The organism is Rhodococcus shunpengi, assembly GCF_048381395.1.
Classification (GTDB): Bacteria; Actinomycetota; Actinomycetes; order Mycobacteriales; family Mycobacteriaceae; genus Rhodococcus.
This window is the reverse complement of sequence record NZ_JBLWIU010000034.1, coordinates 362,083-379,185: the sequence shown is the minus strand read 5'-3', so window position 1 is coordinate 379,185 and position 17,103 is coordinate 362,083. Positions and strand designations below refer to the sequence as shown.

14 protein-coding genes are annotated in these 17,103 nt (G+C 69.7%); 7 read left to right on the top strand and 7 right to left on the bottom strand.

What is annotated here, in order from left to right; all coding sequences use genetic code 11:
- Positions 1 to 19 precede the first annotated feature (19 nt).
- Complete coding sequence (locus tag ACNJ7K_RS22000) at positions 20 to 2,674, bottom strand: bifunctional acetate--CoA ligase family protein/GNAT family N-acetyltransferase (protein WP_120284204.1); 2,655 nt, start codon at positions 2,672 to 2,674, stop codon at positions 20 to 22.
- 106 nt (positions 2,675 to 2,780) lie between these two features.
- A complete protein-coding gene (locus ACNJ7K_RS21995) occupies positions 2,781 to 4,052 on the bottom strand; it encodes an acetoin utilization protein AcuC (protein ID WP_487042187.1) in 1,272 nt (423 codons plus the stop codon).
- A gap of 104 nt (positions 4,053 to 4,156) precedes the next feature.
- Between ACNJ7K_RS21995 and ACNJ7K_RS21990 the strand changes: the two genes are divergently transcribed.
- A complete protein-coding gene (locus ACNJ7K_RS21990; RefSeq protein ID WP_016692727.1) occupies positions 4,157 to 4,843 on the top strand; it encodes an iron-dependent transcriptional repressor DtxR in 687 nt (228 codons plus the stop codon).
- A 45-nt stretch (positions 4,844 to 4,888) separates the two neighbouring features.
- Positions 4,889 to 5,881 (top strand): UDP-glucose 4-epimerase GalE, encoded by a 993-nt coding sequence (gene galE, locus ACNJ7K_RS21985; RefSeq protein WP_487042186.1) that lies wholly within the window; start codon positions 4,889 to 4,891, stop codon positions 5,879 to 5,881.
- 36 nt (positions 5,882 to 5,917) lie between these two features.
- Here galE and ACNJ7K_RS21980 read toward each other — a convergent pair whose 3' ends face one another.
- Both ACNJ7K_RS21980 and ACNJ7K_RS21975 read right to left on the bottom strand, forming a co-directional pair.
- Positions 5,918 to 7,054, bottom strand: a complete 1,137-nt coding sequence (locus ACNJ7K_RS21980; RefSeq protein WP_487042185.1) for a DUF4192 domain-containing protein — start codon at positions 7,052 to 7,054, stop codon at positions 5,918 to 5,920.
- Positions 7,055 to 7,225: 171 nt separating this feature from the next.
- Positions 7,226 to 7,900 carry a sensor domain-containing protein gene (locus ACNJ7K_RS21975; protein ID WP_487042288.1) on the bottom strand — a complete coding sequence of 225 codons (675 nt, stop codon included), beginning with the start codon at positions 7,898 to 7,900 and terminating at the stop codon, positions 7,226 to 7,228.
- 219 nt (positions 7,901 to 8,119) lie between these two features.
- Here ACNJ7K_RS21975 and ACNJ7K_RS21970 point away from each other — a divergent pair, with 219 nt between their 5' ends.
- The 4 genes from ACNJ7K_RS21970 (at position 8,120) to ACNJ7K_RS21955 (ending at position 13,806) form a co-directional block, all read left to right on the top strand.
- On the top strand, positions 8,120 to 9,142 hold the full coding sequence (locus tag ACNJ7K_RS21970) for a proteasome assembly chaperone family protein (protein WP_120282342.1): 1,023 nt from the start codon (positions 8,120 to 8,122) through the stop codon (positions 9,140 to 9,142).
- A gap of 173 nt (positions 9,143 to 9,315) precedes the next feature.
- Positions 9,316 to 10,353 carry an alpha/beta fold hydrolase gene (locus ACNJ7K_RS21965; protein WP_487042184.1) on the top strand — a complete coding sequence of 346 codons (1,038 nt, stop codon included), beginning with the start codon at positions 9,316 to 9,318 and terminating at the stop codon, positions 10,351 to 10,353.
- A 139-nt stretch (positions 10,354 to 10,492) separates the two neighbouring features.
- The gene (locus ACNJ7K_RS21960; protein ID WP_120282341.1) at positions 10,493 to 12,997 is read left to right on the top strand and encodes a DEAD/DEAH box helicase; all 2,505 of its coding nucleotides are present in this window, start codon (positions 10,493 to 10,495) and stop codon (positions 12,995 to 12,997) included.
- A 41-nt stretch (positions 12,998 to 13,038) separates the two neighbouring features.
- On the top strand, positions 13,039 to 13,806 hold the full coding sequence (locus ACNJ7K_RS21955) for a LysR family substrate-binding domain-containing protein (protein ID WP_120282340.1): 768 nt from the start codon (positions 13,039 to 13,041) through the stop codon (positions 13,804 to 13,806).
- 11 nt (positions 13,807 to 13,817) lie between these two features.
- On the opposite strand, the gene ACNJ7K_RS21950 is transcribed toward ACNJ7K_RS21955, so the two are convergent.
- Positions 13,818 to 14,750, bottom strand: coding sequence for a hydrogen peroxide-inducible genes activator (locus ACNJ7K_RS21950; protein ID WP_120282339.1), 933 nt, complete (start codon positions 14,748 to 14,750; stop codon positions 13,818 to 13,820).
- Between the two features lie 67 nt (positions 14,751 to 14,817).
- Positions 14,818 to 15,528, bottom strand: a complete 711-nt coding sequence (locus ACNJ7K_RS21945) for a hypothetical protein (RefSeq protein WP_120282338.1) — start codon at positions 15,526 to 15,528, stop codon at positions 14,818 to 14,820.
- A 132-nt stretch (positions 15,529 to 15,660) separates the two neighbouring features.
- On the opposite strand from ACNJ7K_RS21945, the gene ACNJ7K_RS21940 reads away from it, so the two are divergent.
- Positions 15,661 to 15,927: a hypothetical protein gene (locus ACNJ7K_RS21940; protein WP_088898209.1), complete on the top strand. Its 267-nt coding sequence runs from the start codon at positions 15,661 to 15,663 to the stop codon at positions 15,925 to 15,927.
- On the opposite strand, the gene ACNJ7K_RS21935 is transcribed toward ACNJ7K_RS21940, so the two are convergent.
- On the bottom strand, positions 15,887 to 17,080 hold the full coding sequence (locus tag ACNJ7K_RS21935) for an aminotransferase family protein (RefSeq protein WP_159419252.1): 1,194 nt from the start codon (positions 17,078 to 17,080) through the stop codon (positions 15,887 to 15,889). The genes ACNJ7K_RS21940 and ACNJ7K_RS21935 overlap by 41 nt on opposite strands.
- Positions 17,081 to 17,103: the final 23 nt, after the last annotated feature.

The following is a 17,103-nucleotide window of genomic DNA, read 5'->3' as shown; positions in this document are numbered from 1 at the left end:
CGGTCGGCCGGGGCTGCCGTCAGCGCAGACGACGCGGCCCGAGGTCGAGCGGGTGCGGTTCGGGCCCGATCCGCACGTGTGCGTCGGTGAGTTCGGCCCCCACCACCGAGGCCAGCACCGGTTCGCACACCAGTTCGCGCACCTCGGGCAGGTCGTCGGCGAGCGCCGAGATCCGCTGGACGAAGTCGACGAGTGCAGGCTTGTTCACCGGCGCGGCGTTGCGATAGCCCGACAGCAACGGCGCCGCCTTCGGCGCGTCGATCAGCTCGACCGCCTCGTCCTCCGTGAGCGGAAGAACACGGTAGGCCCGATCACCGAGCAGGTCGGAGATCACACCGGCGAGACCGAACGAGATGAGCGAACCGAACGACGGGTCGTCCTGCACACGGATCGCGCAACCGATGCCCTTATGGGCCATTCGCTGCACGTGCATCAACGGCTCCCCCGACACCGCGGCCAGGTCGCGATAGGCGATCCGCACCGAATCGGCGTCGACGAGATCGAGCCGGACCCCGCTCAGATCGGGCCGGTGCCGCCACTGCGCACCGGTGGCCTTGACCGCCACGGGGAAGCCGATCTCCTCCGCCGCCGCGACCGCCTCCTCCTCGGTGGTGACGGCGCGGAAGTCGGCGACCTCGACTCCGTAGCAGGACAGCAACAGTGCCGCTTCGGTATCCGACAGGTAGCGACCCTCGGGAGTGGTCTCGAGCCAGCCGTCCACGAGCGAGCGGGCGCGCTCGGGATCGATGCCCGCCGGTCGCACGACCTGCGAGGGTGGACGACTGCGCCACTTCGCGTACCGCCACGCCCGTCCCAGGGCGAGCGCGGCTCGTTCCGGACCGGGATAGGACGGCACGGATCCGCGCATCGGAGTGCCGTCCGGTCCGCGCACGGCCAGCACGTCGGGGATGCCCTCGGTCGCAAGGAAGGTGGTGACCACGGGCTTCTCCGACCCGGCGACGGCGTCGCGCAGGGCCTGGGCGTAGGGCTGGACGTCGACGGCGACCGGCGGGACGAAGACCGCGATCACCGAGTCGACGTCGGGTGAGTCGAGCGCCCGGGCGACGGCGTCGGCGAACTCCTCCGGCGACGCCTGCGCGCCGAGATCCACCGCGTCCGGTGCCTGCAGGCCCTGTCCGCGGGCGGCGTCGACGGCGAGCAGGCCCAGGGCGGTGGAGTTGCCGACCACGGCGACGCGGGGACCGGCGGGCAGCGGCTGGTAGCCGAACAGCAGCGCCGAGTCGAAGAGCTGGCCGATGGACTCGACCTGGACGACGCCGGCCTGCTCGAACAGGTATCGCACGATGGTGTCGTCCATCTCGCCCGTCCGGGCGGCGAGCGCCGGGGGCACCGCGTGGCGGCCGCTCTTGACGGCGACGATCGGCTTGCTGCGCGCCACCCGCCGCGCGATGCGCGAGAACTTGCGCGGGTTGCCGAAGCTCTCCAGATACAGCAGCACCACTTCGGTCGCAGGATCGGTGTCCCAGTACTGGAGCAGGTCGTTGCCGGACAGGTCGGCGCGGTTACCGGCCGAGACGAAGGACGACAGTCCGACACCCGTCTTGGCGGCCTCGTCGAGGATCGCGATGCCGAGGGCGCCGGACTGGCAGAAGAAGCCGACGTTGCCGGACGCCGGAAGTACGGGCGCGAGGGTCGCGTTGAGCCGGATGGCGGGATCGTTGTTGGCGACACCGAGAGCATTCGGGCCGATGAGTCGCATACCGTGCGACCGCGCCGCCAGGGTGAGCCGCCGCTCGGCGTCGCGGCCCTCCGGTCCGGTCTCGCCGAAACCGGACGAGACGACGAGCAGCGCCTTGACGCCCTTCGCGAGACAGTCGTCGAGCACCGAGTCGATCGATTCGGCGGGTACGGCGGCGACCGCGAGGTCGATCTCGTCGGGGATGTCGCGGACGGTCGGGTAGGCGCGGACACCCCGGACGGACCGGTGTTCGGCGTTGACCGGATAGACCGGCCCGGTGAACCCGCTGCGCAGCATGTTCACCAGCACGGCGTTGCCCACCTTGCGGCTGTCGGTGGAGGCACCGATGACGGCGACACTGCCGGGACCGAGGATGTTGCGCACGCTGCGCGCCTCGGCGGCGCGTTCGCGGGCGTTGCGGACCGAGACGAGGGCCTCGGTGGGGTCGATCGCGAACTCGAGCCGGACGACTCCCCCTTCGAAGCTGCGGCTGACCTGGTAGCCGGCCTCCCGGAAGACCGTGATCATGTGCCGGTTCTCGGCGAGGACCTCGGCGACGAAGGTGTGCAGTCCGTTCTCTGCGGCCGCGCCGGCGAGATGTTCGAGCAGGATCGGGCCGAGACCGCGTCCCTGGTGGGCGTCGGCGACGGTGAAGGCCACCTCGGCGGAGAGGCCGTCGCCCTCGTGCGAGAGTCCCTCGTACCGCCCGACGGCGATGATCTCGTCACCGAGCACCGCGACGAACGCCACTCGCGACTTGTGGTCGACGACCGTGAAGTTGAACAGGTCCTTCTTCGAGATCGTCGGGTACGGACCGAAGTACCGCAGATAGCGGGTTCGTTCGGACAGCTTGGCGTGGAAGGCGACGATCCCGTCGGCGTCCTCGGGGACGATCGGCCGCAGGTGCACGACACCACCGTCCGAGGCCAGCACGTCGGCGACCCAATGCCGCGGATAGTCGCGGGCGCGCGCCAGCGCCGCCTCGCGCGCGGGGTCGGTCTCCCCCGTCGTCCCGACGCCGTGTGCGGGTGCGGCGCCCGCCGCAGACGCGGTGTTCGGTGCCGCCGCGGGATTCTGCCGGTCAGTCACGGGGGTCCTCCGGGTCCAGGCCGAGCAGCGGGAAGGCCGCCCGCCTCGTGGCGATGATCGCCGAATCGATGCGGGTCAGTGCACGGTCCAGGGAGGCGATTCCCGTTTCCGGGGTGCCGCCGGGACCGTCCCACGGCAGGTACGAGACGTCGGAGCCCTCCCCCATGACGGTGGGCAGTTCGACGCTCGGGGCGAGAGCGCCGACACGCTCGCTCCAGTCCGCCGGGATCGGGGTGCTCAGGTCGATCTCGCGGTCCAGCGCTGCGGCGATCAGGTGGGTCCACGCACGCGGCACCACCCGCACGAGGCCGTAACCGCCGCCGCCCACGGCGAGCCAGCGGCCCTCGCAGTAGCGATCGGCGAGATCGCGCATCGCGAGATACGACGCGCGCTGGCCGTCGACGGTCAGGGACAGGTCGGCCAGGGGGTCCTCGCGGTGGCTGTCGGCACCGCACTGGCTGATGAGGATCTGGGGTCGGAATGCCGCGACCGCGCCCGGTACGACGGCGTGGAAGGCGCGCAACCACAACGCGTCCACGGTGCCCGGCAACACCGGCAGATTGATCGCGGTGCCCTCGGCCGGACCCGACCCGACCTCGCTGGACCAGCCGGTGTTGGGCCACAGCGTCGCCGGATGCTGGTGCAGGGAGATGGTCAGGACGCGGGGATCGCCGAGGAAGGCGTGCTGCACGCCGTCGCCGTGGTGGGCGTCGACGTCGATGTAGGCGATGCGGTCGTAGCCGTGGTCGAGCAACCACGAGATCGCGATGGCGGCGTCGTTGTAGACGCAGAATCCCGCGGCCCAGTCGGCCATCGCGTGATGCATGCCGCCCCCGATGCTCACGGCGCGCCGGGCCCGGCCGCTCGCGATCTCGCGTGCGGCGGCGAGGGTTCCTCCGGCGAGCGTCGCGCTGGCCTCGTGCATGCGGGGGAAGATCGGGTTGTCCTCGGTGCCGAGACCGTGGGGCGCGTCGGCCGGGGGTGCCGCTCCCTCGGGGGCGGAGCCCGCGCGCTTGACCGCGTCGACGTAGGAGGCGGTGTGGATGCGCAGCAGATCGGTGTCGTCCGCAGGGGACGGGCGGACCGTCTCGACGCCTTCGAGGAGACCGAGACTGCGGGACAGCGCCATCGTGAGATCGAGACGCGTGGGATTCATCGGATGTGTCGGACCCCACCGGTAATCGAGGTAGTCGGGGCTCCACACCACTATCCGATCGCCGCTCAGCTGTGTCGTACCGCCCGCCGCGGTGGAGCTCGTGGTCATGGACACAGACGCTACTGGTCCACCCACGGACATGCGAGCCTCGGAGGGCGCCCCCACCGTCCTGTTCGCACGGTTAGAATCGGCCCAGACGAAGGGGTGTGAGAGTGAAGGACCTGGTCGATACAACGGAGATGTATCTCCGGACCATCTACGACTTGGAAGAGGAAGGCGTGGTGCCGCTGCGCGCGCGTATCGCCGAGCGCCTCGAACAGAGCGGACCGACGGTCAGCCAGACCGTGGCCCGCATGGAACGCGACGGCCTGCTCCGGGTCGCCGGCGACCGCCACCTGCAGCTCACCGAGAAGGGCCGCGATCTCGCGGTCTCGGTCATGCGCAAGCACCGGCTCGCGGAACGGCTTCTCGTGGACGTGATCGGTCTCGACTGGGAGAACGTGCACGCCGAGGCGTGCCGCTGGGAACACGTGATGAGCGAGGAGGTCGAGCGCCGCCTCGTGGAGGTGCTCAACAACCCGACCACCTCCCCCTACGGCAACCCCATCCCGGGACTGGCCCAGCTCGGCCTCGACCGCACGGCGGTCCTCGACGAGAAGCTGGTGCGGCTGACGGAGATCCCGCACGGCAAGCCGACCGCGGTCGTGGTGCGCCGGCTCGCGGAGTACGTCCAGTCCGACCCCGAGGTCATCGCGCGGCTGCGTGAGGCCGGTGTGGTCCCGGACGCGCGGGTTACAGTCGAGACGCGACCGGGCTCGGTGTCCATCACCGTGGCCGGTCACGACAGTTTCGAGCTTTCCGACGAGATGGCCCACGCCGTGCAGGTGAAGCAGGTCTGACACAGACCCCTTTTCGCATGTCCGGTACGGGCGTGCGAAAAGGGGATGTCCAGCGTGAGACTTCTGGTGACCGGCGGCGCCGGCTATGTGGGCAGCGTGTGCACGACCGTGTTGCTCGAACAGGGCAACGACGTCGTGGTCGTCGACGACCTGTCCACCGGGAACGCCGAGGCGGTCCCCACCGGTGCCGAGTTCGTCGAGGGCGACATCGCGGCCGTCGCCGACGAACTGCTCTCCGGATCCCGTTTCGACGGCGTCCTCCACTTCGGTGCACAGTCGCTGGTCGGCGAGTCGGTGGAGTTCCCCGAGAAGTACTGGCAGGGCAACGTGGTGACCACCCTCGCCCTGCTCGAGGCCGTCCGCCGCTCGGGTACCCCGCGGTTGGTGTTCTCCTCCACCGCCGCGACCTACGGCGAACCCGAGAGCGTGCCGATCACCGAGGACGCGCCCACCCGCCCGACCAACCCGTACGGTGCGTCGAAGCTCGCCATCGATCACGCGATCTCGTCGTACGCGCACGCCCACGGTCTCGCAGCGACGAGCCTGCGGTATTTCAACGTCGCCGGCGCCTACGGCGGTGCCGGGGAGAACCGCGTCGTCGAGACGCATCTGATCCCGCTGGTGCTGCAGGTCGCTCTCGGTGTGCGCGATCACATCTCGGTCTTCGGCACCGACTGGCCGACCAAGGACGGCACCGCGGTGCGCGACTACATCCACGTGAAGGATCTCGCCGACGCGCACGTGCTGGCCCTGACGAAGTCCGAACCCGGCCGCCACGGCATCTACAACCTCGGCAGCGGAGAGGGCTTCACCGTCCGCGAGGTCATCTCGGCGTGCGAGCGGGTCACGGGCCTGCCGATCGCAGCGGTCGACGCGCCGCGCCGCGCCGGCGATCCGGCCGTGCTCATCGCCTCGAGCAGCCGCGCGATCTCCGAGCTCGGGTGGAACCCCCAGCACACCGATCTCGACGAGATCGTCTCCGATGCGTGGGAGTTCACCCGGTCTCTCGGCGACCGGTTGCACGCCACTCGACGCTGATCGAGCGTAGGGCCTGAGCGAGCAGACGGCCCCGGTTCAGGACGGTTCGTCGCCGCGCGGCAGTTCGAGTCCCAGCCGCGCCGCGATCTCGTGTCCCGTCTCCGCGAGGCCGCGGATCGACTCGGGACGCAGTCCCGCCTGCAGGGCCTGGTCGAGCAGATCCGAAAGCCGGTGGCGGGGATCGGATTCGAGGGCCGCTGCGAGCGCGACTCCGGCGAGCGGACCGTCGCCGCGCACGTAGGCGCCGAAGCCGACGAGCGCGGCAGCGTCGGCCCGTTCGGGATCGGGCAGGGCCCGGGCGAGCTCGGTCCACAGACGCTCCGCCGGCCGTGCGAGCGGTCCGGTCGCGAGTCCCATGGCGGCGTCGCGCACCGTGCGGTTGGCGAGCAGAACGGCCAGCTCGGCGACGTCGGACGCGCTGGGATCCGCTCCTGCGGCGTACGTCTCGATGTGCGCCAGCACGGTCTCGAGTTCGAGACGATCGGCGCGTTCGCCGCCGCCCTCGCGGGCACAACGTTCGTACTCGCGGTCGCGGGTCTCGACGACCTCGTCGATACACCGCGCGACCTCCTGCCGCACCGCCGGCGGATACGGCGCGAGCAGTGCGGCGAGTTCGGTGCGGGAGCCGCGGATCGGGCTGCCCTCGAACACCCGGGCGGCCGCGACCACCGAGGATCCGGGATCGGCCACGCTGCCGGTGATGTCCTGGCCGGGAACGAACCAGGTCGCTCCACCGGTTATCTCCGGCAGCGCGTACACCCCCGCCAGGTCGATGCCGACGGCGTCGAGATGGTCGGCGAAGTCGTCGACGAGCCTGCACACGTCGGCGATCACCGGATCGTGCCGGTCGGCGAGATCGTCGTCCACGAGCACGGCCACCACAGATTCCGCGCCCTCGCGGGCACAGACGGCGCAGAAGCGCCGGAACGCCGCGCGCATGAGCTCGGGGACCGGTTCCCCGGACCGGGGCAGGACGAGGTCGTGTCGCATCACCGCACCGATGCTCGCCACCCTGCCGTTCGGGCGGGTCGGAACGTCACCGGTCGGAGTCAGGCACATCACGACGATCGAACGCGTCGGCGGGAAGCCCATCAGCGCGGGCAGGGCGGCGATCACGTCACCGACATCGGTGAGACGGAGTGGGTGCGACGACGAAGGCGTGGAAGTTGTCATGCTCGAACCGTGGCCCATCGGTCCGAGCGGAAAGCGGCTCCCGGGGCCGTTCCGGGGCCTTCTGGGGATGAACCGGCCGGCTGTGGACAACTTCGAGACCGGCACCGTGATCGGGTGCCGAGCGGACGATCCCGTCGGCGGGCGCTGTTAGGGTGCCGCGCCCGGCCCGCGTCAGGGGCGGGCGGCGAAGTCGACGGCCTCCCGGAACACGCGGTCGAGATTGTCGGTGTCGGGAGATGCCGCGTCGAAGGACATGTACGTGACCGTCACGCGCACGTCCTCGATCTGTGCGATGCGCGTGGCCATCGACTGCGTCAGGCCGCCCGATCCCCGGCCGGAGTCGACCGCCCGGGTCAGGGCCAGCGTCCCTGCTCCGTCGACGGGCGCAGCAGGATCGTCGTCGAGGACGGTCGAGACGGTCGAGGTTATCCCCCGCACGGTGGCGTCCACCTGCGAACACTCCGTCAGATGGGTGCGGTACTCGGCGAGGTCCGGAGCGGGCCGGGTGACCTCGACGCTGATCGTCGCGCGACTGGCGTTGTCGGTACCGACCACCATGGCGGTGCTCTCGGGGCCGTAATCCTGCGCGGGCGGCAGACATCCGCCCGGATCGACCCTCGAGCCGGGCTGGATCCCGGTCAGGTCGGGCGCCGCCTGCGCCACCGCCTCCGGTGGGAGGACCACCGCGACGTACGGTTCGGGAAACCGTTCGGGGGGAAGCACCAGTTCGCCCGGTGCCCGGGCGGGCGCAGGCGCAGGCGCAGGCGCGGACGCGGTTCCTGTCAGGGCTGCCGGTTCGGGCCGGGGGTCGCCGGAGACGGTCTGGGAGCAGGCGGATGCGAGCATCAGGCACGCGGCCGCCACCACGCTCCGGCCGGCCGATGCGCGGCGCCTCGGACGAGTATCGCGTCGGGTCACCCGAACCTCCCTCGGTCGTCGACGTCGGGCAGGGTGTGCGCCCCGGAATCGGTCGTCGTGGCGTCAATTAGACTCGAACACCACCATGCCACGTCGGGTGACCCCGGCGGAGATGCCGAGACTGAGTGTGATCGGAGTGGTTCGCAGATGGACGAGCAGTCCCGCATGTACGAGCTGGAATTCCCGGCTCCGCAGCTCACCTCCCCGGACGGTGAGGGGCCCGTCCTCGTGCACGGTCTCGAAGGGTTCGCCGACGCGGGACACGCGGTGCGCCTGGCGACCACGCACCTGCGCGAGAACTTGGAGACCGAACTCGTCGCGTCGTTCGCCGTCGACGAACTGATCGACTACCGATCGCGTCGGCCGCTCATGACGTTCAAGGCCGACCACTTCTCGGATTACGCCGAGCCCGAACTGAACCTGTACGCGCTCATCGACGAGGCCGGCACCCCGTTCCTGCTGCTCGCGGGTGCCGAGCCGGATCTGAAGTGGGAGCGTTTCATCACCGCGGTGCGGTTGCTCGCCGAGCAGTTCGGGGTGCGGCGGACCATCGGGCTCAATGCGATCCCCATGGCGATCCCGCACACCCGGCCGTTGGCGGTCACCGCGCACTCGACCAACAAGGACCTCATCGCGGGGCACCACCGCTGGTCGGGCGAGCTGCAGGTGCCCGCCGGGGTCTCGTCGCTGCTCGAATACCGGATGGGGCAGCACGGGCACGAGTCCGTGGGCTTCTCCGTGCACGTGCCGCACTATCTCGCCCAGACCGACTATCCGGCTGCCGCCGAGACGCTGCTGACGAACGTCGCCGAGGTCGGGGGCCTGGAGCTGCCGCTGCAGGCGCTCGGCGAGGCTGCGGCACGGGTGCGGGAGCAGATCGACGAGCACATCGAGGACAACGCCGAGGTCCTCGGGGTGGTGCACGCGCTCGAGCGACAGTACGACAGCTACGTCGCCGCCCAGGAACAGCAGACCTCTCCCCTGCCGACCGACGAGAGTCTGCCGACGGGTGAGGAGATCGGCGCCGAATTCGAGCGGTTCCTCGCCGAATACGACCGGCGCGGCACCGATCCCGGCGACGATCTCCCAGGTCCGGGCGACGGCGGGGCCGGCGACGGCGGGTTCGGCGAGCTCGGCCCGGACGACGGGGACGATTCCGCTCCGCGCTGACGCCAAGACGGGTCCGCCGGATGTTTCATGATCGTCACAATCGTCGTTGTCGGCGTCACATACAGGCGGTACGCTTCGGCGACATGCCACAGTGGTAGTTGTGTCCGGTTCCCGGCGACGGGCCGGGCAGCCCGGCTACCACCACGCGATCACCGACGTCGCAGGAGACGCTCATGGTTCCACCGCGCGCCCGGACGCTTCGCCCGGTTCCGGACAACGAACCCCGCATCGTGTTCCGCACGATCCACGGTTACCGACGCGCGTTCCGCATGGCCGGCAGCGGTCCCGCTCTGTTGCTCGTGCACGGCATCGGTGACGACTCCTCGACCTGGCAGGACGTGATCCCGCACCTGGCGGAGAAGTACACCGTGATCGCCCCCGACCTGCTCGGGCACGGTCGATCCGACAAGCCGCGGGCCGACTACTCGGTGGCCGCATACGCGAACGGCATGCGCGACCTGCTGTCGGTCCTGGGGATCGAGTCGGTCACGGTGATCGGCCATTCCCTCGGCGGCGGGGTGGCGATGCAGTTCGCCTACCAGTTCCCCCACATGGTCGAGCGTCTGGTGCTCGTCGCGTCCGGCGGAGTCACCAAGGACGTTCATCCTGCGCTGCGCCTGATCTCGGTGCCGATCGTCAGCGAAGCGCTGCAGGTCCTGCGGCTGCCCGGGGCGATGCCGGTCCTGCGCGCCGCCGGTGCCGTGCTGAATCGGGTCAACGGATCGCCGCTGCGTCCCGGTGCCCTGCTGCACGACACCTCGGATCTGGTGCGCGTGCTGGGGAACCTCCCCGACCCCACGGCCTACGAGGCGTATCTGCGCACGCTGCGCGCGGTGGTCGACTGGCGCGGTCAGGTCGTGACCATGCTCGATCGCTGTTATCTGACGGAGAACCTCCCCGTCCAGCTCATCTGGGGCGATCACGACAGCGTCATCCCGATCGCCCACGCCTATCTCGCGCACTCGGCCATGCCCGGTTCACGTCTCGAGATCTTCCGGGGTTCCGGCCACTTCCCGTTCCGCGACGACCCGCTGCGCTTCCTGCGGGTGGTCGAGAACTTTCTGGAGACCACCTCTCCCCTGGAGTTCGACCTCGACCGTTGGCGTCGACTGCTCGTGTCGGGCGTGAGCGAGTCGCAGATCAGCGGCGGCCCGGAGACCCGCATGGCGGTGCTCGGCGCGATGGGTTCGGACGAGCGCAGCGCCACCTGACCTGCACTGCCCGCAGGGCACCCGACTGCACTGCCCGCAGGGCACCGACTGCACTGCCCGCAGGGGCACCCGACTGCGCTGCCCGCAGAGCCGCGCGACCCGCTCGGGTGGGTCGGTTCCTTCCGACTAGCCTGGAGAAGTGCTGCTTCCCGATCTGATACCCGACCCCGTCGATGACGACGCGTTGTTCGACGCGTTCACCACCTGGACGACGGATCGGGGCATCTCGCTGTATCCGGCGCAGGAGGAAGCGCTCATGGAGCTCGTCGCCGGCTCCAACGTCATCCTCGCCACACCCACGGGCTCGGGGAAATCGATGGTGGCGCTCGGTGCGCACTTCTTCGCGCTCGCCGCGGGCAAGCGCACCTTCTACACCGCCCCGATCAAGGCGCTCGTGAGCGAGAAGTTCTTCGCCCTGTGCGACGTCTTCGGTGCCGACAAGGTCGGCATGATGACCGGCGACGCGTCGGTCAACGCCGGAGCACCGATCATCTGCGCGACCGCCGAGATCGTCGCGAATCTCGCGTTGCGCGAAGGACCGGACTCCGACATCGGCCAGGTCGTGATGGACGAGTTCCACTTCTACTCCGAACCCGACCGCGGGTGGGCGTGGCAGGTTCCGCTCATCGAATTGCCGCACGCGCAGTTCCTGCTCATGTCCGCGACGCTCGGCGACGTGACTTTCCTGCAGAAGGACCTGACCCGCCGCACGGGACGGCCGACGGCGGAGGTCTCGGGCTCCGAACGTCCGGTCCCGCTGACCTTCTCGTACTCGCAGGCACCCATCGGGGAAGCGATCGAGGAGCTCGTCACGACGCACCAGGCGCCCGTCTACGTCGTGCACTTCACCCAGGCCGCGGCCCTCGAGCGCGCTCAGGCTCTGACCAGCGTGAACATGTGCACGAAGGCCGAGAAGGAGGCGATCGCCACCGCTCTGGGCGACTTCCGGTTCTCCACCGGTTTCGGCAAGACCCTTTCGCGTCTCGTCCGGCACGGTATCGGCGTGCACCACGCGGGCATGCTGCCGAAATACCGGCGCCTGATCGAGAAGCTCGCGCAGGACGGGCTGCTGAAGGTCATCTGCGGTACCGACACGCTCGGCGTCGGCATCAACGTGCCGATCCGCACCGTGCTGCTCACGGGCCTGACGAAGTTCGACGGCACCCGCACCCGGCAGCTCAAGGCGCGCGAGTTCCACCAGATCGCCGGTCGTGCAGGTCGCGCCGGATACGACACGATGGGCACCGTCGTCGTGCAGGCCCCGGAGCACGAGATCGAGAACGTCCGGGCTCTCGCCAAGGCCGGGGACGATCCGAAGAAGCGCCGGAAGGTGCAGCGCAAGAAGGCACCCGAAGGTTTCGTCTCGTGGGGTGAGGGCACCTTCGACAAGCTGATCGCGGCGTCGCCCGAACCGCTGCAGTCGCGGTTCTCGGTGAGCAACTCGATGTTGCTCAACGTCATTGCGCGACCGGGCAATTGCTTCGACGCGATGCGGCATCTGCTCGAGGACAACCACGAACCCCGTCCGGCGCAGCGCAAGCACATCCTCAAGGCGATCTCGCTGTATCGGGGGCTGCTGCAGGCGGGCGTGGTCCAGCAGCTCGACGAGCCGGACGAGTTCGGGCGCCGGGCCCGTCTCACCGTCGACCTGCAACGCGACTTCGCGCTCAACCAGCCGCTGTCGCCGTTCGCCCTCGCAGCGATCGAACTGCTCGACGTCGACTCCCCCACCTACGCTCTCGATGTCGTGTCGGTCATCGAATCGACGCTCGACGATCCGCGTCAGGTGCTCATGGCACAGCAGCACGCTGCGCGCGGTGAGGCCGTCGCGCAGATGAAGGCCGACGGCATCGAGTACGACGAGCGAATGGAACTGCTCGAGGAGATCACCTGGCCCAAGCCGCTCGTAGAGCTGCTCGAGCCTGCCTTCGAGACGTACCGGGGTGGCCATCCCTGGGTGTCGGAGTTCCCGCTGTCCCCGAAGTCGGTGGTGCGCGACATGATCGAGCGCAGCATGACCTTCTCCGAGCTGGTCTCGCACTACGGTCTGGCCCGCTCCGAGGGATTGGTCCTGCGCTATCTCGCCGACGCCTACCGCGCCCTGCGGCAGACGGTGCCGGACGCCGCGCGCACGGAGGAGCTCGAGGACATCATCGAGTGGCTCGGCGAACTGATCCGTCAGGTCGACTCGTCCCTGCTCGACGAGTGGGAGTCGCTCACCCATCCCGGGGTGGAATCCGACGACCAGCAGATCGCGTTCGGTGTCGACTCCCCTCGGCCGTTGTCCGCGAACGTCCGTGCGTTCAAGGTCATGGTCCGCAACGCGATGTTCAAGCGGGTCGAGCTGGCCTCACGTCGGCGCTGGGACGAACTCGCGGCCCTCGGCGACGGTCTCGACGCCGAGGACTGGGAGGACCTGCTCGAGTTGTACTTCGAGGAGTACGACGAGATCGGCACCGGCCCCGACGCGCGTGGACCGCTGCTCTTCACCGTCGAGACGGGTCCCGAACTGTGGCGGGTGCGTCAGACCCTGCACGACCCGCAGGGCGATCACGGCTGGGCGTTGATCGGCGAGGTGAATCTCGGCGAGTCCGATGCGGCCGGTGAAGTGGTGTTCGACGAGTTCGAGATCGTCGAGGGCTGATCGTCGCAGGCGGCGGGTCACGGGAGCGGTAGCCTGACTCGGTGAGCGAACCGACCGTGCAACCCTTCCGCTTGGCCTACGTCCCGGGTGTCACCCCCGCGAAGTGGGTGCGGGTGTGGAACGAGCGGATGCCGGACGTCCCGATCGAACTGGTCCCCGTCGAACCGACGGCAGGCGCGGATCCGCTGCGCGAGGACGCCGCCGACATCGCACTGCTGCGCCTGCCGCTGCAGCGGGACGGCCTGTCGGTCATCCCCCTCTACACCGAGGTCTCCGTCGTGGTGGTGCCCAAGGAGCACGTGTTCGCGGCGGTCGACGAGGTGTCGGTGTCCGACCTCGCCGACGAGACGGTGCTGCATCCGCTCGACGACGTGCTCGATTGGGTCGCCCTTCCCGGCGAGGAGGCCTTCGAGCGGCCCGCGACCACCGAGGACGCGATCTCGCACGTCGCCTCGGAAGTGGGTGTGCTCGTCACGCCGCAGTCGCTCGCCCGCCTGCACCACCGACGCGACCTGACCTACCGTCCCGTCGTCGACGCGCCGGCGTCCCAGGTGGGTCTCGTGTGGATCACCGACCGGACGACCGATCTCGTCGACGAGTTCGTCGGCATCGTCCGGGGACGGACGGCCAACAGTTCTCGTGGCCGCCGCAGCGACTCCGAACCGGAAGCCGAGTCGGGCGGCACCTCGCGTCGTGGTGAACGCAAGGGCTCGGCCCCGAAGCGCCGCGCGCCGGAACCCAAGACGTCGCGCCGAGCAGGGACCTCCGCGCGCAAGCGCCCCGGAAAACCCCGACGCGGTCGGCGCTGAGGGGGTCTTCGTCAGGAGACGACGGGGCGGCAGGTCGGCGGGACGCAGCCGCGGATGGTCTCGGCGAGGATGCGGTAGTCGACTCCGCGCGGGGACGACGAGCGGAACACCAGACCGATCCGGCGGCCGGGTGCCGGGTCCGCGAAGTGCGCGACCTCGAGGTCTCCCCGGGCGGTTTCGACGGCGACCGCGGAGGCCGGGACGAGCGTGATGCCCAATCGTCCTGCGACGCAGCGCACCACGGTGGACAGGGAGGTCGCACGGGTGTCGCCGAATGTCGGTCGCGCGTCGACGGACCGGCACAGGTCGAGTGTCTGGTCGCGCAGGCAGTGGCCTTCGTCGAGCAGCAGCAGTTGCGCATTGTCGAGTGCGGAGACCGAGAGATCGGTGCGCCCGGCGAGTTCGTGTCCGGTCGGCAGGACGAGGACGAATTCCTCGTCGTACAGCGGAACTTCGATCACACCCGAAACGTCGGCGGGCAGTGCGAGGACGGCGACGTCGAGGGTTCCGGCGCGCAGTGCGTCGAGGAGCCGCGCAGTCTGGTCCTCGACGACCTGCAGCGACAGGGCCGGCATCGCTTCGTCGAGTGCGGGCAGGATCTCGGGCAGGACGTAGGGCGCGACGGTGGGGATCAACCCCACCCGCAGCGGGCCCGACAGTCCGTCGGACACTCCTGCCGCCGCGTCGACGAAGCCGTCGGCTGCGTCGAGCACCACCTCTGCGTAGGGAAGCAGGCGTGCACCCACCGGTGTCACCAGCACACGGCGGGTGCTGCGCTCGATGAGCTGGACGCCGAGGCCGTTCTCGAGAGCCGCCAGACCCTGGGACAGGGTGGGCTGGCTGACCTCGAGTCGCGCTGCGGCCGTGCCGAAGTGGCGGTAGGTGGCCACCGCGACGAAGGCACGCAGCTGCGAGAGGGTGGGCTGGTAGCTCTGATCGGTCACGCCTATCAGTGTAGAACGACCTATCGTCTTTACCTTTCACAACTATCGGACTACGCCGGTCCGGGCTCTACGACGCCGAGCCGGCCGCCTTTCCGGCAGCGAGGTCGTCCTCATCGAGCACGACCTCGATCTCGCCGCCGAACTCCACCCCGGGAGCGAGCGGCAGCCGATCGCCGCTCCAGAACCGGCCGGGGTCGTACCAGTTGCTTCCCCGGTGCCGTTGCTGCAGCAATCCCATCTCCTCCAGCGTCAATCCGACCACCTCGGCGCAGTACGCGCTCTCGAGCCCACCGGACGGGACGGCGGCCCGCCGACGACGTGGGAGTCGGCCCGCGAACCATCGCCCCGTGAGTGTCGTCGTCGACGGGAACGGTGTGCCGTCGAGCCGCGCGATCGTGCGCAGCAGCTGATCCTCCTGATCCGGGGTGACCGCCACCGAGATCTGCCGCAACCAGCCGCGCTGGCCGTAACGCGCGGCCCACACCTGCACCGCACTGCGCAGGTCGTGCAACTGCACGCCGCGCTGGTGCCGTCCCGTCCACATGTCCGGGAGGCTGCGGCCCAGCTCGGCGTGCCACATGAGCGGCGGCAGGTCCTCGAGTGCGACCGTCATCCCCACGTGGTTCACCGGCGCGTTGGTCAGCGTCTGGATCGCTCGGTCGGCCGGGGTTGCGCCGCGGAAGATCCACAGGTCCCCCGTGCGGGTCGTCGCCACGGCCTCGTCGAGGGTGAGACGCGAACGCGCACCGGCAGACCGATCAGCCGACGAAGTGTCCATGCCGTCAGCCTGCCATGCCCGACCGCCGCTGGGGTCGTCCGCATGGCCCCGACGGCCGCTGGGGTCGTCCGCATGGCCCCGACGGCCGCTGGGGTCGTCCGCATGGTCCCGACGGCCGCTAGGGTCGTCCACATGGCACTACGCGGTGGCAAGTGGTGGAAGCTCGTCGGACTCGCCGGGATCGTGGGAGTCGCGGCGACCGGTGCCGTCGCCGCCCGCAACGAGCGGCAACGACGGAACTACAGCCCGGACGAGGTGCGGTCGGTGCTGCACGAGCGTTACGCGCGTTCGCTCGCCGCACGCGACGGCAGCGCCGAACTCCCCCTCGCCGAGGTACCGGTCGGGCCGAAGGAACGGATCAGCCGAGTGCTGCGGCGATTCCGTCGGCGAGATCGGTGATCTGCTCGTCGGTCATCACGAACGACGGGGAGATCTGCATCGCTCCCTGACCGGCCGCACGTCCCGAGATCCCGTGCTGTCGCAGGGTCTTGACGAAGCCGAGCGCCTCGGACGGATCGGCGAGCTGCACGGCCGCCACCGCACCGAGACCGCTGCGGACCTCGGCGACCCGCGGATGATCCGCCAGCGGAGCGAGCTTCTCGTGCAGCGTCCGCTCGATACGCGCCGACTCGGTGAGCAGATCCTCGCGCTCGATGATGTCGAGGTTGGCGAGAGCGGCCGCTGCGGCGGCAGCGTGCCCGCCGTAGGTGTAGCCGTGGCGCCACCACACGCCTCCGGCGAAGAACGGTTCGGCGACCCGCGGAGCGACGAACAGAGCGCCCATCGGCAGGTAGCCGGAGGTGAGTCCCTTTGCGGTGGTGACCATGTCGGGATTCAGATCGAATCGGGACGATGCGAACCACGAACCACCGATACGACCGAAACCGGTGACCACCTCGTCGACGACGAACAGGATGTCGTGGTCGCGGCAGATGTCGCGGATCTCGGCGAGATAGCCGTCCGGCGGCAGGTACACCCCGCCCGCACCGATGACGGGTTCGCAGAAGAAGGCCGCGATGGAGTCGGCACCGACCGAATCGATGAGTTCGAGCAGAGCCTTGGCGTCGTCCCACGCAACCCGCGCGGTGTCCTCCCACAGGCGGCCGTAGCCCTCACCGTTGACGGGGATACCGGCGAGCGAGGTACCACCGACGTGCATGCCGTGGTACGCCTTCTCCCGCGAGACCAGCAGCCGCTTGCCGGGCTTTCCGACCTCCTGCCAGTACCGCCGCGCGAGCTTGGCCGCCGAATCGACCGAGTCGGATCCGCCGGAGGTGAAGAAGATCTTGCTGCCCGGAACCGGGGCGATCCCCGCGAGACGCTCGGCGAGTTCGACCGTGGGCTCGGAGGTCAGGTCGCCGAAGTTCGAGTAGTGGGCGAGCTTGGCGATCTGCGCTGCGATCGCCTCGCCGATCTCGGTGCGGCCGTGACCGACGTTGGTGAACCACAGTCCGGCGGTGGCATCGAGGTAACGGTTGCCGGCGTCGTCCCAGATGTACGCGCCTTCCCCGCGCGACACGACGAATGCGCCGTCCCGTTCGATCGCGCCCATATCGGCGAATCCGTGCCACAACG